At 63.5% G+C, this 15,584-nt stretch carries 18 protein-coding genes; 9 read left to right on the top strand and 9 right to left on the bottom strand.

The features are described 5' to 3' along the window. Positions 1-7: 7 nt before the first annotated feature. From CRO06_RS09620 to pilG, 4 genes are all read right to left on the bottom strand, one after another. Positions 8-2,026, bottom strand: a complete 2,019-nt coding sequence (locus CRO06_RS09620; RefSeq protein ID WP_026948830.1) for a methyl-accepting chemotaxis protein — start codon at positions 2,024-2,026, stop codon at positions 8-10. Between the two features lie 243 nt (positions 2,027-2,269). Beyond that, positions 2,270-2,818 carry a chemotaxis protein CheW gene (locus tag CRO06_RS09615; RefSeq protein WP_022997460.1) on the bottom strand — a complete coding sequence of 183 codons (549 nt, stop codon included), beginning with the start codon at positions 2,816-2,818 and terminating at the stop codon, positions 2,270-2,272. A 14-nt stretch (positions 2,819-2,832) separates the two neighbouring features. Then, complete coding sequence (gene pilH / locus CRO06_RS09610) at positions 2,833-3,201, bottom strand: twitching motility response regulator PilH (RefSeq protein WP_022997461.1); 369 nt, start codon at positions 3,199-3,201, stop codon at positions 2,833-2,835. A gap of 46 nt (positions 3,202-3,247) precedes the next feature. After that, positions 3,248-3,631, bottom strand: a complete 384-nt coding sequence (gene pilG, locus CRO06_RS09605; protein ID WP_014992438.1) for a twitching motility response regulator PilG — start codon at positions 3,629-3,631, stop codon at positions 3,248-3,250. A 232-nt stretch (positions 3,632-3,863) separates the two neighbouring features. Here pilG and gshB point away from each other — a divergent pair, with 232 nt between their 5' ends. The 4 genes from gshB (at position 3,864) to ruvX (ending at position 6,795) form a co-directional block, all read left to right on the top strand. Continuing rightward, positions 3,864-4,817, top strand: coding sequence for a glutathione synthase (gshB, locus tag CRO06_RS09600; RefSeq protein ID WP_022997462.1), 954 nt, complete (start codon positions 3,864-3,866; stop codon positions 4,815-4,817). Between the two features lie 90 nt (positions 4,818-4,907). Next, entirely contained in the window at positions 4,908-5,774 is an 867-nt protein-coding gene (locus tag CRO06_RS09595; protein ID WP_022997463.1) for an energy transducer TonB, read from the top strand. Positions 5,775-5,827: 53 nt separating this feature from the next. Beyond that, positions 5,828-6,391, top strand: a complete 564-nt coding sequence (locus CRO06_RS09590) for a YqgE/AlgH family protein (protein ID WP_022997464.1) — start codon at positions 5,828-5,830, stop codon at positions 6,389-6,391. After that, entirely contained in the window at positions 6,391-6,795 is a 405-nt protein-coding gene (gene ruvX / locus CRO06_RS09585) for a Holliday junction resolvase RuvX (protein ID WP_026948831.1), read from the top strand. The genes CRO06_RS09590 and ruvX overlap by 1 nt, the downstream gene beginning before the upstream one ends. 49 nt (positions 6,796-6,844) lie before the next feature. Here the strand turns inward: ruvX and CRO06_RS09580 are convergent, their stop codons facing one another. Next, on the bottom strand, positions 6,845-7,447 hold the full coding sequence (locus CRO06_RS09580) for a DUF2780 domain-containing protein (RefSeq protein WP_022997466.1): 603 nt from the start codon (positions 7,445-7,447) through the stop codon (positions 6,845-6,847). A gap of 157 nt (positions 7,448-7,604) precedes the next feature. Between CRO06_RS09580 and pyrR the strand changes: the two genes are divergently transcribed. The 3 genes from pyrR (at position 7,605) to CRO06_RS09565 (ending at position 10,569) form a co-directional block, all read left to right on the top strand. Further along, positions 7,605-8,132: a bifunctional pyr operon transcriptional regulator/uracil phosphoribosyltransferase PyrR gene (gene pyrR, locus CRO06_RS09575; protein WP_022997467.1), complete on the top strand. Its 528-nt coding sequence runs from the start codon at positions 7,605-7,607 to the stop codon at positions 8,130-8,132. Between the two features lie 144 nt (positions 8,133-8,276). After that, entirely contained in the window at positions 8,277-9,296 is a 1,020-nt protein-coding gene (locus tag CRO06_RS09570; protein ID WP_022997468.1) for an aspartate carbamoyltransferase catalytic subunit, read from the top strand. Further along, a complete protein-coding gene (locus tag CRO06_RS09565) occupies positions 9,286-10,569 on the top strand; it encodes a dihydroorotase (RefSeq protein ID WP_022997469.1) in 1,284 nt (427 codons plus the stop codon). The genes CRO06_RS09570 and CRO06_RS09565 overlap by 11 nt, the downstream gene beginning before the upstream one ends. Positions 10,570-10,584: 15 nt before the next feature. Here the strand turns inward: CRO06_RS09565 and dsbG are convergent, their stop codons facing one another. Both dsbG and CRO06_RS09555 read right to left on the bottom strand, forming a co-directional pair. Next, a complete protein-coding gene (gene dsbG / locus CRO06_RS09560; RefSeq protein ID WP_179746557.1) occupies positions 10,585-11,175 on the bottom strand; it encodes a thiol:disulfide interchange protein DsbG in 591 nt (196 codons plus the stop codon). Positions 11,176-11,179: 4 nt separating this feature from the next. Further along, the gene (locus CRO06_RS09555; protein ID WP_022997471.1) at positions 11,180-11,989 is read right to left on the bottom strand and encodes a TlpA disulfide reductase family protein; all 810 of its coding nucleotides are present in this window, start codon (positions 11,987-11,989) and stop codon (positions 11,180-11,182) included. Positions 11,990-12,155: 166 nt separating this feature from the next. Here CRO06_RS09555 and CRO06_RS09550 point away from each other — a divergent pair, with 166 nt between their 5' ends. Next, the gene (locus CRO06_RS09550) at positions 12,156-12,818 is read left to right on the top strand and encodes a response regulator (protein ID WP_026948835.1); all 663 of its coding nucleotides are present in this window, start codon (positions 12,156-12,158) and stop codon (positions 12,816-12,818) included. Next, positions 12,815-14,125 carry a sensor histidine kinase gene (locus CRO06_RS09545; RefSeq protein WP_097058328.1) on the top strand — a complete coding sequence of 437 codons (1,311 nt, stop codon included), beginning with the start codon at positions 12,815-12,817 and terminating at the stop codon, positions 14,123-14,125. Before CRO06_RS09550 ends, CRO06_RS09545 begins: the two co-directional genes overlap by 4 nt. Here the strand turns inward: CRO06_RS09545 and CRO06_RS09540 are convergent. Together CRO06_RS09540 and CRO06_RS09535 are read right to left on the bottom strand one after the other, a co-directional pair. Then, positions 14,091-14,624 (bottom strand): DUF4136 domain-containing protein, encoded by a 534-nt coding sequence (locus CRO06_RS09540; protein ID WP_022997474.1) that lies wholly within the window; start codon positions 14,622-14,624, stop codon positions 14,091-14,093. The genes CRO06_RS09545 and CRO06_RS09540 overlap by 35 nt on opposite strands. A gap of 47 nt (positions 14,625-14,671) precedes the next feature. Beyond that, the gene (locus CRO06_RS09535; RefSeq protein ID WP_026948838.1) at positions 14,672-15,565 is read right to left on the bottom strand and encodes a LysR family transcriptional regulator; all 894 of its coding nucleotides are present in this window, start codon (positions 15,563-15,565) and stop codon (positions 14,672-14,674) included. Positions 15,566-15,584 lie beyond the last annotated feature (19 nt).

The following is a 15,584-nucleotide window of genomic DNA, read 5'->3' as shown; positions in this document are numbered from 1 at the left end:
ATGTCCATCAGCCCGGCAATCTGAAGCCGGCCACCGAGTTACGCATGTCCTGCGCCATTTCCGCCAGATCGCCAATGGAACGGGCGGTGGCGGTGGTCCCGGCGGAGGTCTGCGAGGTGATTTCCTGGATCACGTTCATGGTGTTGGAAATATGCCCCGCGGACGCGGCCTGCTGGCGGGCGGCGTTGGAAATATTCTGGATCAGGTCCGCCAGATTCTTGGATACCGTTTCGATCTCTTCCAGCGCCACCCCGGCGTCCTGGGCGAGACGGGCGCCCTTCACCACTTCGGCGGTGGTGGCTTCCATGGAAATCACCGCTTCGTTGGTGTCGGTCTGAATCGTCTTCACCAGGGTTTCGATTTGCTTGGTGGCGGCGGCGGAGCGTTCCGCCAGGCGCTGCACCTCGTCGGCGACCACGGCGAAGCCGCGACCGGCCTCCCCGGCCATGGAGGCCTGGATGGCGGCGTTCAAGGCCAGAATGTTGGTCTGGTCGGCGATGTCGTTGATCAGCGAAACGATGTCACCAATTTCCTGGGAGGACTCACCCAGACGCTTGATTCGTTTGGAGGTTTCCTGAATCTGCTCGCGGATGGTGTCCATGCCATGAATAGTAGCCTGTACCACCTCGGCGCCCTTGTTGGCGATGGCCACCGCCCGTTCCGCCACCGCCGCGGACTCGGCGGCGTTGGCGGACACCTGATCAATGGATACCGCCATCTCGTTCACCGCCGCCGAGGCGCCGGCAATTTCCTGCGCCTGGTGTTCGGAAGCCTCCGCCAGATGCATGGCGGTGGACTGGGTTTCCTGGGCGGCACTGGCCACCTGCACGGCGGATTGGTTGATGGTTTGTACCAGGCTGCGCAACTGGTCGATGGAATAGTTGATGGAATCGGCGATGGCGCCGGTGAAATCCTCGGTCACCGTTGCTTCCACGGTCAGGTCGCCGTCGGCCAGATCCCCCAGTTCATCGAGCAGGCGCAGAATCGCCGCCTGGTTACGCTGATTCTCGCTTTCCAGCTCGCCACGCTGTTTGCTGGCGCTGCGATTGCCCTGCAGCATGATCAGGAAAAACAGTAACACCGAGGCCGCCGCGCACAGGATGCCCAGCCATATGGAGGGGAACAGACCGCTGCTGGCGTTCTCGAACTGGCTGTCCAGATTGGAGGCTTCCTGCAGCAGGTCCTGGGAGCGCAGGAACAGGCTGTCGGCGGCGGCGCGGATCTGTATCAGATCCGGCGCGGTTTCCAGCACCTTGTCCACGGAAGGGTTGATGAACTGATTAAAGACATCGGCGATATCCGTCAACCGCGCACGGGCATCGCGGTCGCTGACTCTCTGAATGCCGAGGCGGCTGTTGCCGCGCAGCATGCCGTTGACGACATTGCCGAATCGTACCGCGTCGGTGCCGAACGTTTCCGCGGCGGCCACGGCGCTGTCCCGGCCTTCCAGAATCTTCGACAAGGATCGCATTAAACGTTCGGTGAGCAATGACTGGCGTTGCGCCAGTGCCACCTGATCCGCGGAGGCGCCATTGGCGATCAGGATGCGCACCACCTCGTCATACTTGCTCTGAAGTTCCGGAATAGTCTGTGCCAGGGTGGCGGACACCTGGTGCAGATCCAGCACCGTGGCGCGCCCCTGAAGGACCGTGTTCACCTGTCGTAGCGCCTCGTCCCACAAATTCTGCAGGCGTTGCATCACTCGCGGGTCCGATACCCGTTCGTCCTTGACCTGATTCCAGGCGCGCAGAAAACCCTGGCGGCCCTGCTCAAGCAGCGCGAAGGCCTCGGCATTACCGGACACCGCCTCCAGTGCGTTTTTCGGCAGCTGCTGGGAATACACACGCATGTCCGACGCCTGGGTAATATTGTCCCGGGCGTGATTGGCGCCGATGGCGGACATAACGAAATTCATCAAGGCGAGAACAATACAGGCGAGCAACCCGATATACAGAGCAACGCCCAGCGGATTGTTACCCGCTCCCCCCCGCATCTTGCTTAACACAAGCCCCGGTTTGAACTTCATAGCTTGGCTCCTGGCCTGACTCTGCTCTTATTGTGTGACCGCCGTCCATGGCGGTTCCCTCCCCGGGCAGTCATTGGCTCGACGTCGAAAACCGTTCCCGGCGATTCTGGAACCGCAATGGCTGCCATGGACGTGTGTCGATATTCCCCCCGGCACGGCGCCCTCCCCCCGCGGTCACTCTCCATTGCTCATTCCCCGTTGTTCATCCCCCGCCGCCTGCTTTGCACTGCTACGTTCGGTTGCTCATTCCCCGCTGGCAGCGCGCATAAAGCGCGGATCCCGTGCCAGCCGGGCAAGACTGAACACGGACCAGTATTCCCCGTCCCGACGGTAGCCCCCATCCAGATAAGCGGCCATTGGGCTTTCCTCCGGGCGCGGCGGTGCCGTCACCCGGTTTTCCACCGGAAAATGTTGCATCCCCAAAACATCATCAACCATCACTCCGGTGTAGAGTTCGTCCCGGTCCAGCACCAGCAGCCGGCGCCGGCCTTCGGCCACTTCCGAGGCGCGTTCGAGGAACCGGTTCAAATCGGTCACGGTCATCAAACGCCCACGAACGTTGGCCACCCCGCGAACCCAATCCTGAGCACCGGGCACCCGGGCACAGGCCGGCGGTGATAGAATCTCGGCCACTTCCGTCAACGGCGCCACCAGACGGTGGCCGTTCAGGGAAAACCCCACGCCGCTCCAATAAGGCGTGACCTCCTGCTCCTCCGGCAGGTTGGCGGCATTGTCGCGGCAACGGATGAAGTAATCCGCCAGTTTCAAATAGGCTGTGGACGCGGCGCTCATCGGCGACCCCCTCGTCACGCTCCGGTGAGTTGACGCTCGACCGTTTTCAATAAAACCGCTTCATCCACCGGCTTGGTCAGATAATCCCGGGCGCCCTGGCGTTTGCCCCAAACCCGGTCGGTTTCCTGATCCTTGGTGGTGACGATAACAATCGGGATGTGTCGGGTGTCCGCGCCCTTGGTTAACTGCCGGGTGGCTTGAAAACCATTGAGGCCGGGCATCACCACGTCCATCAATACCAGGTCCGGCTGTTCGGAACGGGTAGTCGCCACACCGTCGGCCCCGTTGCTGGCTTCCAGCACCTGGTGGCCGTGTTTCTCCAGAATCTCCCGCAGCTTGTACGTCTCCGTGGGAGAGTCATCGACAATAAGAATCCGTGCCATCTTTTCCTCTATGGTTGAGCTGGGTGGCTCCGGTCAGGCGCTCGTTTCAGGCGCTGATATGCTGACGGATGGCGCCCAGTAGCTCGTCCTTGGAAAAAGGCTTGGTCAGGTATTCATCGGATCCCACGATGCGGCCCTTGGCCTTATCGAACAAGCCGTCCTTCGAAGAGAGCATGATCACCGGTGTCTGCTTGAACGCGCTGTTGTTCTTGATCAAGGCGCACGTCTGATAGCCATCCAGCCGGGGCATCATGATGTCCACGAAAATGATTCGCGGCTTGCTGTCGGCAATCTTGGCAAGCGCATCGAACCCGTCGGTGGCGGTAATCACCTCACAACCCGCTTTCTTCAACAAGGTCTCGGCGGTACGACGAATGGTTTTCGAATCGTCGATCACCATGACCTTGAGGTCTTGAAAATTGTCAGTCATTGAGAACTGCCTTTCACCGTGATTCAAATACAGGCCGCGACACCTTGTAATGAGGAATCTTTTTATAGTGTCGCGATAGGCAGGGCTTCGGGGTCTTTCAGCCCACGCCGAGGTTTTAACACAGTTTCTACAATCAATCTATAAGACCCTGTGGGACTTGAGAAAAGCATCCCGTAGCGAGCATTCCCGCGCACTGCTAACATGCGGTGTCGTCCTCTTGCCTGGAGCCACCATGAGCCTTGATATCGGTGTGGTGATGGATCCCATCGCCCACATAAAACCCTGGAAAGACACCACCTTATCCCTGCTCCTGGAAGCTCAGCGGCGCGGCTGGCGGCTGCACTACATGGAGCCGGGGGATCTGTACGTCCGTGATGGCCGGCCACTGGCCACCACCCGGCCGCTGCGGGTGGAAGACAACAATGATCACTGGTTCGAACTCGGCGATGCCACGCGGACCTCGCTGCCGGATCTGGACATGATCCTGATGCGCCAGGATCCGCCATTTAACGCGGAGTACATTTACGCCACCTATATTCTTGAAAAAGCGGAGCGCGAGGGTGCCCTGGTGGTGAATCGTCCCGGCAGTGTCCGTGACAGCAACGAAAAACTGTTCGCCACCGATTTCCCGCAATGCTGTGTGCCGACCCTGGTTTCCGGCCGCGCCGATCAGTTGCGGGCCTTTGTAGCGGAGTTCAATGACATCGTCATGAAGCCGCTGGATGCCATGGGCGGCGCCAATATCTTCCGGGTATCCAAGGACAGCCCCAACACCAGCGTGATCATCGAGGTGCTGACCGATCACGGGCGCACGCCGATCATGGCGCAGCAATTCATTCCCGAGATCACCAGCGGCGACAAGCGCATCCTGATGATCAATGGGGAACCGGTGCCTTACGCCCTGGCACGTATTCCCAAGGAAGGTGAGTTCCGCGGCAACCTGGCGGCCGGTGGCACCGGCCAGGGTCGGGAACTGAGCGACCGTGATCGCTGGATTTGCGAACAGGTAGGGCCGGTGCTGCGCGAGCGGGGGCTGTACTTCGTCGGCCTGGACGTGATCGGTGACTATCTCACCGAGATCAACGTCACCAGCCCCACCTGTGCGCGGGAGCTGGACGCCATTTACGGCATCAATATCGCCGGGCAGCTTTTCGATGCTTTGCTGGAAATGCGCAACCGGTCCTAGCGAAACAACAAAACGGGCCGGACAATAACGACTCCTATAACAGGGCCGGCCCACCGGCCCGACATCATCCGGTTATTGACGACACGACTCATGGCCTCTGCTCAGGTTACCGCCGCCGATCGCCTCGGCTTCACACTCTTCATGGCGCTGGCCGTGCACGGCCTGGTGCTGTTCGGTGTCGGCTTCGCACCAGAGCGGCCCCGCGCCGCGCCGCGGACACTGGATGTGACACTGGCGACTCACAGTAGCGACCAGACGCCGGACGAGGCGGACTTTATTGCCCAGGCCAACCAGGAGGGGGCCGGCGACGAAGAAGAAAAACAGGAGCTGACCACCACCGAGCAGGCGCCGTTCACCGACGCCCGGCCGCGCCCGGTGCAGTTGGAGCCGGACAGTGCGCCGCCTCCCCGTCCGGTGTCGCGCCAGAAAGTGATCGTGACGCATTCCTTTTCGCCACGCGCGGAACCACCTCGGCAAGAGCAGAAACAGGAGCCCAGCGAACCACAACGCCGTGATGACAGCCTGGATCAGCTCAGCCGTGAGATCGCCAGCCTGCAGGCGCGCCTGGATCAACAGAAGCAGGCCTATGCCAAACGGCCACGGGTGCGCCGGCTCACTTCGGTTTCCACCAAGGCTCATTACGAAGCGCTTTATATCGACGCCTTTCGCCGCAAAGTCGAAGTCACCGGGACCCGCCATTTCCCGGCCCGGGCGCTGACCAGCAATACCTTCGGCGGGGTGCGGCTGATGGTGGCGCTGGGCAAGAGCGGTGACATCCGCGACATTCGGGTGTTGCAGTCCTCCGGGCATGCCTTCCTGGATGAGGCGGCGGTGCAGAGTGTGCGCCTGTCGGCGCCGTTTGAGCCCTTTTCCACGGAGATGCGCGAACATATGGACGTGCTGGAGATCATCCGTACCTGGCAGTTCGATGCCAACCGGCAGGTCTCCTCACGCTGATCCGGCACCCCTCTACTCTTGCCCTGGTCCCGCGCTCCCCGGATACTGGGCCCATGACGCACAACAGCCTGAAACACCAGTTCCTGATCGCCATGCCGCAACTGGACGATCCCAACTTCGACCGCACCGTGACCTATGTGGTTGAGCACAATCCGGAAGGGGCCATGGGGCTGACCCTGAACCGTCCGGCCGGCTTGAGCCTGCACGATATCCTGGCGGATATGGAGATCGAGGTGGAGGTGCCGCCTTCCAGCCGCCATCAGGTGGTGGCCGGCGGCCCGATCCAGCAGGAAGCCGGGTTCGTGTTGCACCGGGATGTGGAGCGCCACTGGCAGTCCACCCTGATGTTGGCGGATGGGCTGTGCATGACCACCTCACGGGACATTCTCGAGGCCATCGCCGTGGGTGAGGGGCCGGAATCCACTCTGGTGTGCCTGGGGTATGCCGGTTGGAGCGAGGGCCAGCTGGAGCAGGAATTGGCGGATAATGTCTGGCTGAGCACCCCCAGCGCCCCGGAGCTGGTGTTCGAGATCCCGTTTGAACAGCGCTGGCATGCCGCGGCCGCCCGCATGGGCGTGGATATGAGCCTGATCGCCACTCAGGTGGGACACGGTTGATTCTGCTCGCCTTTGATTACGGAACCCGCAAAATCGGTGTCGCCAGCGGCAATGCCCTGATCGGTACCGCCTCGCCGTTACCGCCCCTGTCCTGCAAGAACGAACAGCCCGACTGGCAACAGATGGCCGCGTTGCTGGATGAGTGGCGCCCGCAACTGGTGGTGGTGGGGCTGCCTTTGAACATGGATGGCAGTGAAAGCCATTCCAGCGAGCGCGCGCGCAAGTTCGCCCGGCGCATCCAGGGGCGGTTCGGACTGAAGGTGTATATGGTGGATGAACGGCTTTCCACCCGGGAAGCGCGGGAGCGCACCGCCACCAGAGGGCCGGATCCGAAGGTGGATTCCATGGCCGCGGTAGTGATCGCGGAGGGGTATCTGAATGGCGCCGAGCCAGTGACGCCTTGAGCCCCGGCTCGGCGGCGTCACGACCGGCTGGCCGTGACGCTGTCGGCGTTTAGCCGGCCGGAGTCCACAGTTGCTGCAGGGATCCAAGCACGCCGTCGGCCACGCCCTGGCCGCCCAGGAACTTAAGCATGGTCGGTGCGAACTGGCTCACCATGTCCGGGCTCAGCCCCATGGCGCTGAACGCGGTTTGCACGCCTTGCAGGCTTTTCACGTTGCCCAGCACGCTACCGAGCAGGCCGCTGCTTTCCTGGCTGTTGCCGAGCATTTGATCCAGGCCGGATACCTTGTCGGTAACGCCGCTGAACTGGCTGGCATCCAGTTTGGTCTGGGCCAGGGCGAGCAGCGCGGCGGAACCGCCGGCGGCCTGGGCCTGGCTGACGCCGAGGTCGCTGGACAGGGTGTCGACCATGTTCTTGGCGTCACCAGCCACTTGCCACTGGCCGGTAACCTGGTCCAGGTTGGCCTGGCCCTGCTCCGAGGCGGCATTGATGGCGCCATTGGCTTTGTCGGTTTGCTCGCTGACCGCCTTGTTGGCGTCGTCCACGGCCTTGGTGGCCTTGTCGGCCATACCTTTCAGGTCAAAGGCGTGAGCGTTGGCGCCCAGGGTTCCTGCCAGAACCGCCCCCACAGCAATCCGAATCATTTGGTTCATAACCGTTCCTTAGTAATCGAAGTGACATGAAACAAGCTGCGCAGTGTACTCCGAAAGCCATGGTGGGTCCCGTGATGTAAACCTGTTTTTCAATTCAGCCGGCAACGGCTAGACTGCTGCGAAGTGACGGCCAGCACAACAGGCCGAGGAGATGACCTTGCATTGGAATCCGGAACAGATTGACTCCTTGCTGCGGGACATGGCGTCCTCGCTGGAGAGCATGGGAAGCATGGGCGGAGCGGACGATGCCGGCACCACCGCCCTGGTGGGTATCGAGTCCGGTGGTGCCTGGGTGGCGCGAGCCTTGAACGAGCGCCTGAGCACACCGTTGCCGTTGGGGTTCCTGGACGCCAATTTCTACCGCGATGATTTCGAGAAGCGCGGTCTGAAGAAAAGCATCAAACCGTCTAAATTGCCGTTCGACGTGGAAGGGGCGCATCTGATCCTGGTGGACGATGTGCTGATGACCGGCCGCACCATTCGTGCCGCCATGAATGAGTTGTTTGATTTTGGCCGTCCCGCCTCGATACGGCTGATGGTGTTATTCGATATTGGTCGGCGCGAGTTACCTATTCGCGCCGATATTTGCGGCGAGGTGTTGTCCCTGCCCGCCGATCAACGGGTGGAACTGAGCGGACCGGATCAATTGGAAGCATCGGTGCAGGCCGTCCGGAACGGACACTGATGTCGTAAACTTTGGCATTATGCCCAGCTCCATAGCATTCTGCCCCGGTCAATAGTTAGAATGTGGCGGATCCGCGCATCCCGGCCGCGGAGCATGCCATAGGTTCTGTCCGTGCCCACAGACCCTGGAAATAAGGTTTCAGGAATGACGCTTGCGCCGCCCTCCTCCCGCGTGCAGCTCACCGATGATGGAAAGCTGCGCCATTTTCTCTCCTTGGAACACCTTTCCCGCCCGCTTTTGGAAGACATCCTCGATACCGCCGCCGGTTTCGTCGACGTCGGCGGACGGGCGATCAAAAAAGTGCCGCTGCTGCGTGGCAAAACCGTGGTCAATCTGTTTTTTGAATCCAGCACCCGGACCCGCAGCACTTTCGAACTGGCCGCCAAGCGCTTGAGCGCGGACGTGCTCACACTGGATATCGCCAAGTCCGCCACCAGCAAGGGCGAGACGCTGCTGGATACCCTGCGCAATCTGGAGGCGATGGCGGCGGATATGTTCGTGGTACGCCATCAGGATTCCGGCGCGCCGTTTTTCATCGCCGAGCAGGTGACGCCGAAAGTGGCGGTCATCAATGCCGGTGACGGGCGTCACGCGCACCCCACTCAAGCGATGCTGGATATGTACACCATCCGCCACTACAAGGGCGGCTTCGAGGGCCTGAAGGTGGCCATCGTCGGGGACATTCTGCATTCACGGGTGGCCCGCTCCCAGATCCACGCGCTCAATATCCTGGGCGCCGAGGAAGTGCGGGTGATCGCGCCGCGCACCCTGCTGCCGGCGGATGCCGACGCGCTTGGTGCCACCGTATTCACCGACATGGTCCAGGGCATCGAGGATGTGGACGTGGTGATCATGCTGCGCTTGCAGAAAGAGCGTATGGATTCCGCACTGCTGCCCAGCGAAGGCGAGTTCTTCCGCCTTTACGGCCTGACCAATGAGAAGCTCAGTCACGCCAAACCGGACGCCATCGTCATGCATCCGGGGCCGATCAACCGGGGTGTTGAAATCGCTTCGGAAGTGGCCGACGGACCCCGCTCGGTGATTCTCAACCAGGTTACCTTCGGCATCGCCGTGCGCATGGCGGTGATGTCCATGGCCATCAGCGGCCAGGAGAGTCTGGATGCGGCTCAGGCAGCCCGGGAGGAGAGCGGCCATGGACACTAAAGCCAACCTGCTGATCCGCAAGGGACGGGTGATCGACCCGGCCTCCGGCCGTGACGACGTCGCCGACCTGCTGGTGGAGGAAGGCCGCCTGGTGCGGGTGGGCGCCAGCCTGGACGCGCCGGGGGCGGAAATCATGGAAGCCGAAGGGCTGTGGGTGATTCCCGGCCTGGTGGACAGTTGCGTGCATCTGTCGCTGCCCGGTGAGGGCCCCTGGACCGGTGACGTGGCCTCGGAATGCCGCGCCGCCGCGGGCGGGGGGGTCACCCATATGGCGGTGCAGCCGGACTGCGGCCCGGTGGACAGTACCGCGGTGGTGCGCCTGATCCGGGAACAGGCCGGGCAGGCCAACTTTGCCCGGGCCCTGCCGGTGGCGGCGTTGACTCAGGGGCTGGCGGGTGAACATCTGGCGGAAATGCAGACCCTGGCCCAGGCCGGCTGTATCGCGGTGGGCCAGGCCGGCGCGTCCGTGGCAAGTTCCCTCACCCTCAAGCGCTGTCTGGAATACGCCGCGACCTTTGATTTGCTGGTGCTGTTCCGGCCCGAGGACGCTTCCCTGACCGCCGGAGGCTGCGCCCACGACGGCGCCGTGGCGGCCCGTCTCGGCCTGCCTGGCATTCCCGCGGTGGCGGAATCGGTGGCCCTGTCCCGGGACCTGTTGCTGGTGGAGGCCACCGGGGTGCGGGCTCATTTCCAGCAGATTTCCAGCCGCCATTCTCTGGCCTTGATTCGGGAAGCAAAACGCCGTGGACTGCCCGTTACAGCGGATGTGAGTATTCACCATCTTCTTCTCGACGAGTCCGCCCTCGAGGGCTTCGACAGCCGCTGCCACGTGCTGCCGCCGCTGCGTACGGTGGAGGACCGGCAGGCGTTACTGGACGCGGTGGCCGACGGCACGCTGGATGCCATTTGTTCCAAACATCAACCACTGGGCTCGTTCAGCAAGGCCGCGCCGTTCCCGTCCACCCGGCCGGGTATCTCCGGGCTCGACACCCTGCTGCCGCTGGTACTGAAACTGGTTCAGGATGGTGCCTTGCCGCTGCACCGGGCACTGGACGCGGTGACCTCGGCGCCAGCCCGTTGCCTGGGGATTCCCGCGGGTCAGCTGGAAACCGGGCGGATGGCCAATCTGGCGGTGGTGGCGCCGGATGAGCAGCGTGTCATGAATGAGCGCTGGCTTTCCCGCGGCCGTAACTCGCCCTGGTTTGATGCCGTGTTGCCCGGCTCGGTGCGCCGCACCCTGTGTAATGGCGAGGTGAGCTGGCTGGCCGAATAGCCCGGCGAATCCCGGTCACGGCGCCTTCGGCGCCGGCCGGGTCTGGAAAACGTACGAGGCCAGAACCTCCTCGTTCATCAGCCCCGGCGCCGCCTGCAAGCGGCCGTTGGGATCCAGGAACAGGGTCGCCGGCGTACCGCGCAAGCCAAGCTGCATCATCAGGATGGTATTGGCCTGGAGGGCGTTTTCCACCTCGGCGGGGATGTCCCGCAACGGCTCGATGCCACCTTGGTTGAAATCACCCTGGGCTTTGTCCAGAGCCGCTTGCGGATCATTGGCATCGAGCACCGCCGCGCCCTTGCCCAGACTGGTGGGCTTGATCAGAGCGACGATGATGTGACGCACCTGGACGTCGTTGTCCGCGTTCTGCAGAAATGGCCGCATCATTTGCCACTGGCTGGCGCAATACGGGCACTCCATGTCGGTAAACATGTACACTACCCGCTCCGGATCGTCCGCGCCTTCCGCCACCCAATGGCTTTGTTCCAACATCTCGAAGACCCTTTTTTGCACGGCGGCCTGATCCTCCTGATCGTCGGCGTGTGCCAGCGGGACGATGAACAGGGCGGCCATCAACAGCAATGGCAGGGACAGTGAACGAAGCATGGCGTTACTCCTTGATGTACGGAGCCAGCAGATGGCGCAGGCTGGCGTCGGAAAGCGGGCCCACATGGCTGCCAACCAGGCGGCCCCGGGCATCGATCAGCACCGTGGTGGGCAGCGCGCTGCTGCCCAGGGCGCGCAGCAGATCACTGTGCGGATCGGCCAGGACCCGTTGCAGGCGCAATGACTGGTCGGTGAGATAGCTGCGGATCCGGGCGCTGCTTTCGCCCTGGTTCACGTAAACGAAATCCACCTCGGGGTAGTGTTGTTGTCCCCGCTGTAATACCGGCATTTCCCGGCGGCATGGCGGGCACCAGGTGGCCCACAGGTTGACCACCGTCAATGGCGACGGGCCGTCGTCGAGCAGGCCCGCGGGGCGCCCTTGCAGGTCCTGCAGGGCCACATCGGGAGCCATGGGGCGCACGCCGCTGAATGCCATTACCGTGGCCAGCACTGGCACGGCCACCACGGCGCCCACCGCCAGCGTCCGCAGCAGTTCGCCGCCGGCCTGACGATGACGCGGCCAGCCCAGCGCGGCGCCAACGACCGCGCCGGCCACCCCGCCCGGCCACCACCAGCCGCCGTCACGGATGTCGATCAGCGCCCAGCTCAGGCCGTATTGATCCCAATAGCGGCCAACAAAGGCCAGGCGCGCACCGACCAGGGCGCCGGTCAGCAGCCACCACAGCAAAGGCTCGGCGTCCGCCCGGCCGCTCCGGCGCCGCCACACGGTGGTCAGCCAGGCGCTCAGCAACAAAGCCAGCCAGGGCATCGCCATCCATGGCAGGGCCAGCGGGCCCAGCGTGAAAGTGGTCATTCGCGGCTCCTCCAAAAAACTCGGCTCAGTGTGCGGGGCGTGGATTAACACACCATTAGCCCGTCGCGGCCCGCCTCTCGTTAATGGCGGGCTAATACGGCGGTGCTATTCTGGAACATCCGGGGCTGGACCTCCCGGTGATCCGTTCGTTGGAGCCTGGAAGACAATGCACGTACTACTGGTGGAAGACGACGCCCTGCTGGGCGACGGCGTAAACGCCGGTCTTGAGGCCCACGGCTTCACCGTGGCCTGGGTCACCCGCGCGGCGGAAGCGGATCAGGCGCTGGTCAACGGCCACTTCGATGTGGTGGTGCTGGATCTGGGGCTGCCGGACGAGGACGGTTTGGTGCTGCTGCGGCGCTGGCGCCGCCGTCAGCGGGACGAGCCGGTACTGGTGCTCACCGCCCGGGACCGGGTGGCCCACAGGGTCGATGGCCTCGACGCCGGCGCCGATGATTACCTGGTCAAACCCTTCGATCTCAATGAGCTGGTGGCGCGCTTGCGGGCCTTGCTGCGTCGTGCTCAAGGCCGTGCCGTGCCGTGGATCGAATATGGCCGCCTGCGTTTCGATCCGGGCCAGCAGCGGGTTTGGCTGGATCAGCAGCCGGTCTCACTGGCCCGGCGGGAACGGGCGCTGCTCCAGGCGCTGCTGCAAAGTCGGGGGCGATTGCTGACTGTGGACGAGCTCACCGACCGTGTGTACGGCTGGACCGGTGGCGTGGAGAGCAACGCTCTGGCCGTGCACATTCACAACCTGCGGCGCAAGTTGGGGGAAAGTCTGATTGAAACGGTGCGTGGCGAAGGCTACCGGCTGGGGAGCCCGCCGTGATTCATGCACAAAGTCTGCGCGCGCGCCTGCTCTGGGCTTTGGGACTGGGGCTGTTGTTGTTATGGCTGCCGCTGGCGATCTGGCTGCATGGTGAAACCCGGGACCGGCTGTCGGACATGCTCGACCATCGTCTGGCGGCCTCGGCGCGGATGGTGGCTTCACTGATCACCGCCAGTGGCGCCACGCCGAACCAGGCCGTGGACAACCCGGATGACATGCCTTTCCAGGGCATCGCCTGCGAAGTCAGTGTACTGCGCGGCGAGATTCTGGCGCGCAGTGCCGGGGCGCCGCCGGGGGAGCTGGTGCTGCCGGAGGACGGTTTCGGCGAGCGCCAGTTGGATGGTGAGGCCTGGCGCATCTACACCATTACCGAGGGCGATTTGCGCGTGGCTTCCGCCGAGCGCGTCAGTGGCCGGACCCGCTTCCTCCATCGTATGGCGGTGATGCTGATGGTGACGCTGGTGACCGGTCTGCTGGCCAGTCTGGCGCTGGTCTGGTGGGCGGTGGGACGGGCGCTCAGACCGGTGTCCTCGCTGCGCAAGCAGTTAACGGCGCGGGATCTGGAGGATACCCGGCCGTTGACACTGGCGCCGGGAGCCGGTGAGTTGGCGCCGATGGTGGCGTCATTGAATCACTGGTTGGCGCAAAGCGGCCGCGCGCTGACCCGGGAGCGGGAACTGACCGATAACCTGGCTCATGAGCTGCGCACGCCGCTGGCGGCGATTCGCACCCAGCTCCAGGTGGCGCGGATCACTTCCGGAGAACAGGCGGAACGGGCGCTGGCGGCGGCGGAGCAGGCCAGCGTGAGGCTGGCAGGCAGCCTGGAGCAGTTATTGGCGCTGGCGCGCGAGGACCGCGTCCCCGGTGAAGCGCCGCCCTGTCCGCCCCTGGCCGAAGTGACGGCCAGCGTATTGGAGGAGTTTCCTGGCCAGAGTCTCCGATGGGAGCTGGCGCAGGGTGGTCAATTAGTGCCGCTGGCACCGGAAGGGCTGGTTCGGATCGCCGTGCGCAATGTGCTGGATAACGCGTTGCGCCACAGCCCCCGGCAGGGCGTGATTGGCATCGGGTTCGAAGAGAAGGAGGGGCTGTGCTGGCTGACGGTTGCCGACCAGGGGCCCGGTATTCCCGAGGCGCGGCAACGGCGTGTTCTGGATCGGGGCTGGCACGGCCATGACGGAGGCCATGGCCTGGGACTGGCCATCGTCGCCAGTATCATGGCCCGCACCGGGGGGCGGTTGCGGCTGGAGAACCGTCCGTCGGGCGGGCTGCTTGTCAGTCTGGGGTGGCCACCGGCGGATAACGATTGAACATTTCCCGAACCATGGTATCGATACGCTCCGCCCGTCGTTCCGTGGCCATCTCGAAATAGAGGGTGTCGCGGCTGGTGCCCTGCCAGACCACCTGCTTGTCGCCGCGGTCCACCAGGGCGATCTGCAGGCGGTATTCCTGGTTGGTTTGTCCTTCCACCGGAGTCGTGGTGGACAGGCCGTAGCGATCTCGCCAGAAACCGAAGCCGAACTGCACCGAACTGCCCTGGAAGCGGTCCACCGGAACGAAGCGGTAGCGCACCAGCAGATCGGCGCTGCTCTCATCAGCGGGTTGCAGCGGGCCGTTGGCCAGTGCCTCGCGCACCGCTTTTTGCACTCGCTGACCGTCCAGGCTCAGGGCTTCCTGATCTTCTTTCGGCGGATCGAAGGCATAACTGTGGTATTGGCTGAAATCAGTCTGCGCGCGCTGGTCGATGACCACCGGCGCGACACACCCCGTTAGCAGGAGGGCAAGGATCAGAGCAACGGTACTGCGCATGGGAAGGCCTCCAGAGCGAATCTAGCTTCAGTATAGACCGGGTATGATTAATGATCAGTGTCCGGGTTCCGGCAACTGGCTTTCAGGCTTTCACCCAGGAATCGCGCGGCACGGCCGGCGTACTGGCCGTCGGCGTAGACCAGGTACAGGTCACCGTAGCGCTCGCCGCCTTCCTTGAGTGGCAGGGGCTGCAGGGTTCCCGCTTCGAGATCGCCGTCCACCTCGGTTTCCGGCGCCCAGGCGAACCCCAACCCGCGCAGCAGCGCTTCCCGCCGGCTGCCGCCATAGGAGAAGGTCCAGCGTTGTTCGGCGCCGAGCCAACCGGAATCCAGGCGGCGCTTGCCGGAATCCCGGATCACCAGCTGGCGGTGCGCACGCAAGTCTTCCAGACTCAGTTCGCCCTTCTGATGCAAGGGGTGGCCGGGAGCGGCCACGGCAATGAAGCGCACCCGCATCAGATGATCGCCCATGAACCCGGGCGGTACCCGGCCGGTAACCACCACGTCCGCTTCGTGCCGGAGCAGCGCCTCCTCGGATCCCGACAATACGGTTTCCTGGAACTCCACCCGGGTCAGCGGGCTTTCCTCCGCCAGAGTGACCAGAGCGCACAACGCCTGCTGACGGGGAAACAAGGCGTCCGCCGCGAGCCGCACCAGAGGTTCCCAGCCATGGCTGGACTGGATTGCCGAGTTTTCGATACGGCCCGCTTCTTCCAGCAACAGCTTGGCCTGCCGGTAGAGCATATCGCCGGTTTCCGTCAGCTTGGCGCGGCGGCCCTCCAAAGTGAAGGCGCGGATACCCAGCTCGGTTTCGATCTTCTGCACGGCATAGCTGATCGCGGATTGGCTTTTGCCCAACGCCTCGGCGGCGGCGGCGTACCCGCCTTCGTCCACCACGGCGATCAGGGCTTGCCATTGGTCCAGGGAAATTTTGGTCGACATATCAGATATTTCGAAGATA

It is taken from the genome of Alloalcanivorax xenomutans (assembly GCF_900217905.1).
Classification (GTDB): domain Bacteria; phylum Pseudomonadota; class Gammaproteobacteria; order Pseudomonadales; family Alcanivoracaceae; genus Alloalcanivorax; species Alloalcanivorax xenomutans.
Note: the sequence above shows the minus strand (reverse complement) of the source record. Positions and strands in the feature narration are given on the sequence as shown.

Bases quoted from the DNA above. Each gene is read 5' to 3' on its own strand.
- CRO06_RS09570 (WP_022997468.1), top strand. From the start codon at position 8,277: ATGACGCTTGCGCCGCCCTCCTCCCGCGTGCAGCTCACCGATGATGGA.
- CRO06_RS09535 (WP_026948838.1), bottom strand. From the start codon at position 15,565: ATGTCGACCAAAATTTCCCTGGACCAATGGCAAGCCCTGATCGCCGTG.
- CRO06_RS09580 (WP_022997466.1), bottom strand. From the start codon at position 7,447: ATGAACCAAATGATTCGGATTGCTGTGGGGGCGGTTCTGGCAGGAACC.
- CRO06_RS09595 (WP_022997463.1), top strand. From the start codon at position 4,908: ATGGCCTCTGCTCAGGTTACCGCCGCCGATCGCCTCGGCTTCACACTC.
- dsbG (WP_179746557.1), bottom strand. From the start codon at position 11,175: ATGCTTCGTTCACTGTCCCTGCCATTGCTGTTGATGGCCGCCCTGTTC.
- CRO06_RS09565 (WP_022997469.1), top strand. From the start codon at position 9,286: ATGGACACTAAAGCCAACCTGCTGATCCGCAAGGGACGGGTGATCGAC.
- CRO06_RS09550 (WP_026948835.1), top strand. From the start codon at position 12,156: ATGCACGTACTACTGGTGGAAGACGACGCCCTGCTGGGCGACGGCGTA.
- pilH (WP_022997461.1), bottom strand. From the start codon at position 3,201: ATGGCACGGATTCTTATTGTCGATGACTCTCCCACGGAGACGTACAAG.
- CRO06_RS09555 (WP_022997471.1), bottom strand. From the start codon at position 11,989: ATGACCACTTTCACGCTGGGCCCGCTGGCCCTGCCATGGATGGCGATG.
- CRO06_RS09620 (WP_026948830.1), bottom strand. From the start codon at position 2,026: ATGAAGTTCAAACCGGGGCTTGTGTTAAGCAAGATGCGGGGGGGAGCG.
- CRO06_RS09590 (WP_022997464.1), top strand. From the start codon at position 5,828: ATGACGCACAACAGCCTGAAACACCAGTTCCTGATCGCCATGCCGCAA.
- gshB (WP_022997462.1), top strand. From the start codon at position 3,864: ATGAGCCTTGATATCGGTGTGGTGATGGATCCCATCGCCCACATAAAA.
- pilG (WP_014992438.1), bottom strand. From the start codon at position 3,631: ATGACTGACAATTTTCAAGACCTCAAGGTCATGGTGATCGACGATTCG.
- CRO06_RS09615 (WP_022997460.1), bottom strand. From the start codon at position 2,818: ATGAGCGCCGCGTCCACAGCCTATTTGAAACTGGCGGATTACTTCATC.
- CRO06_RS09540 (WP_022997474.1), bottom strand. From the start codon at position 14,624: ATGCGCAGTACCGTTGCTCTGATCCTTGCCCTCCTGCTAACGGGGTGT.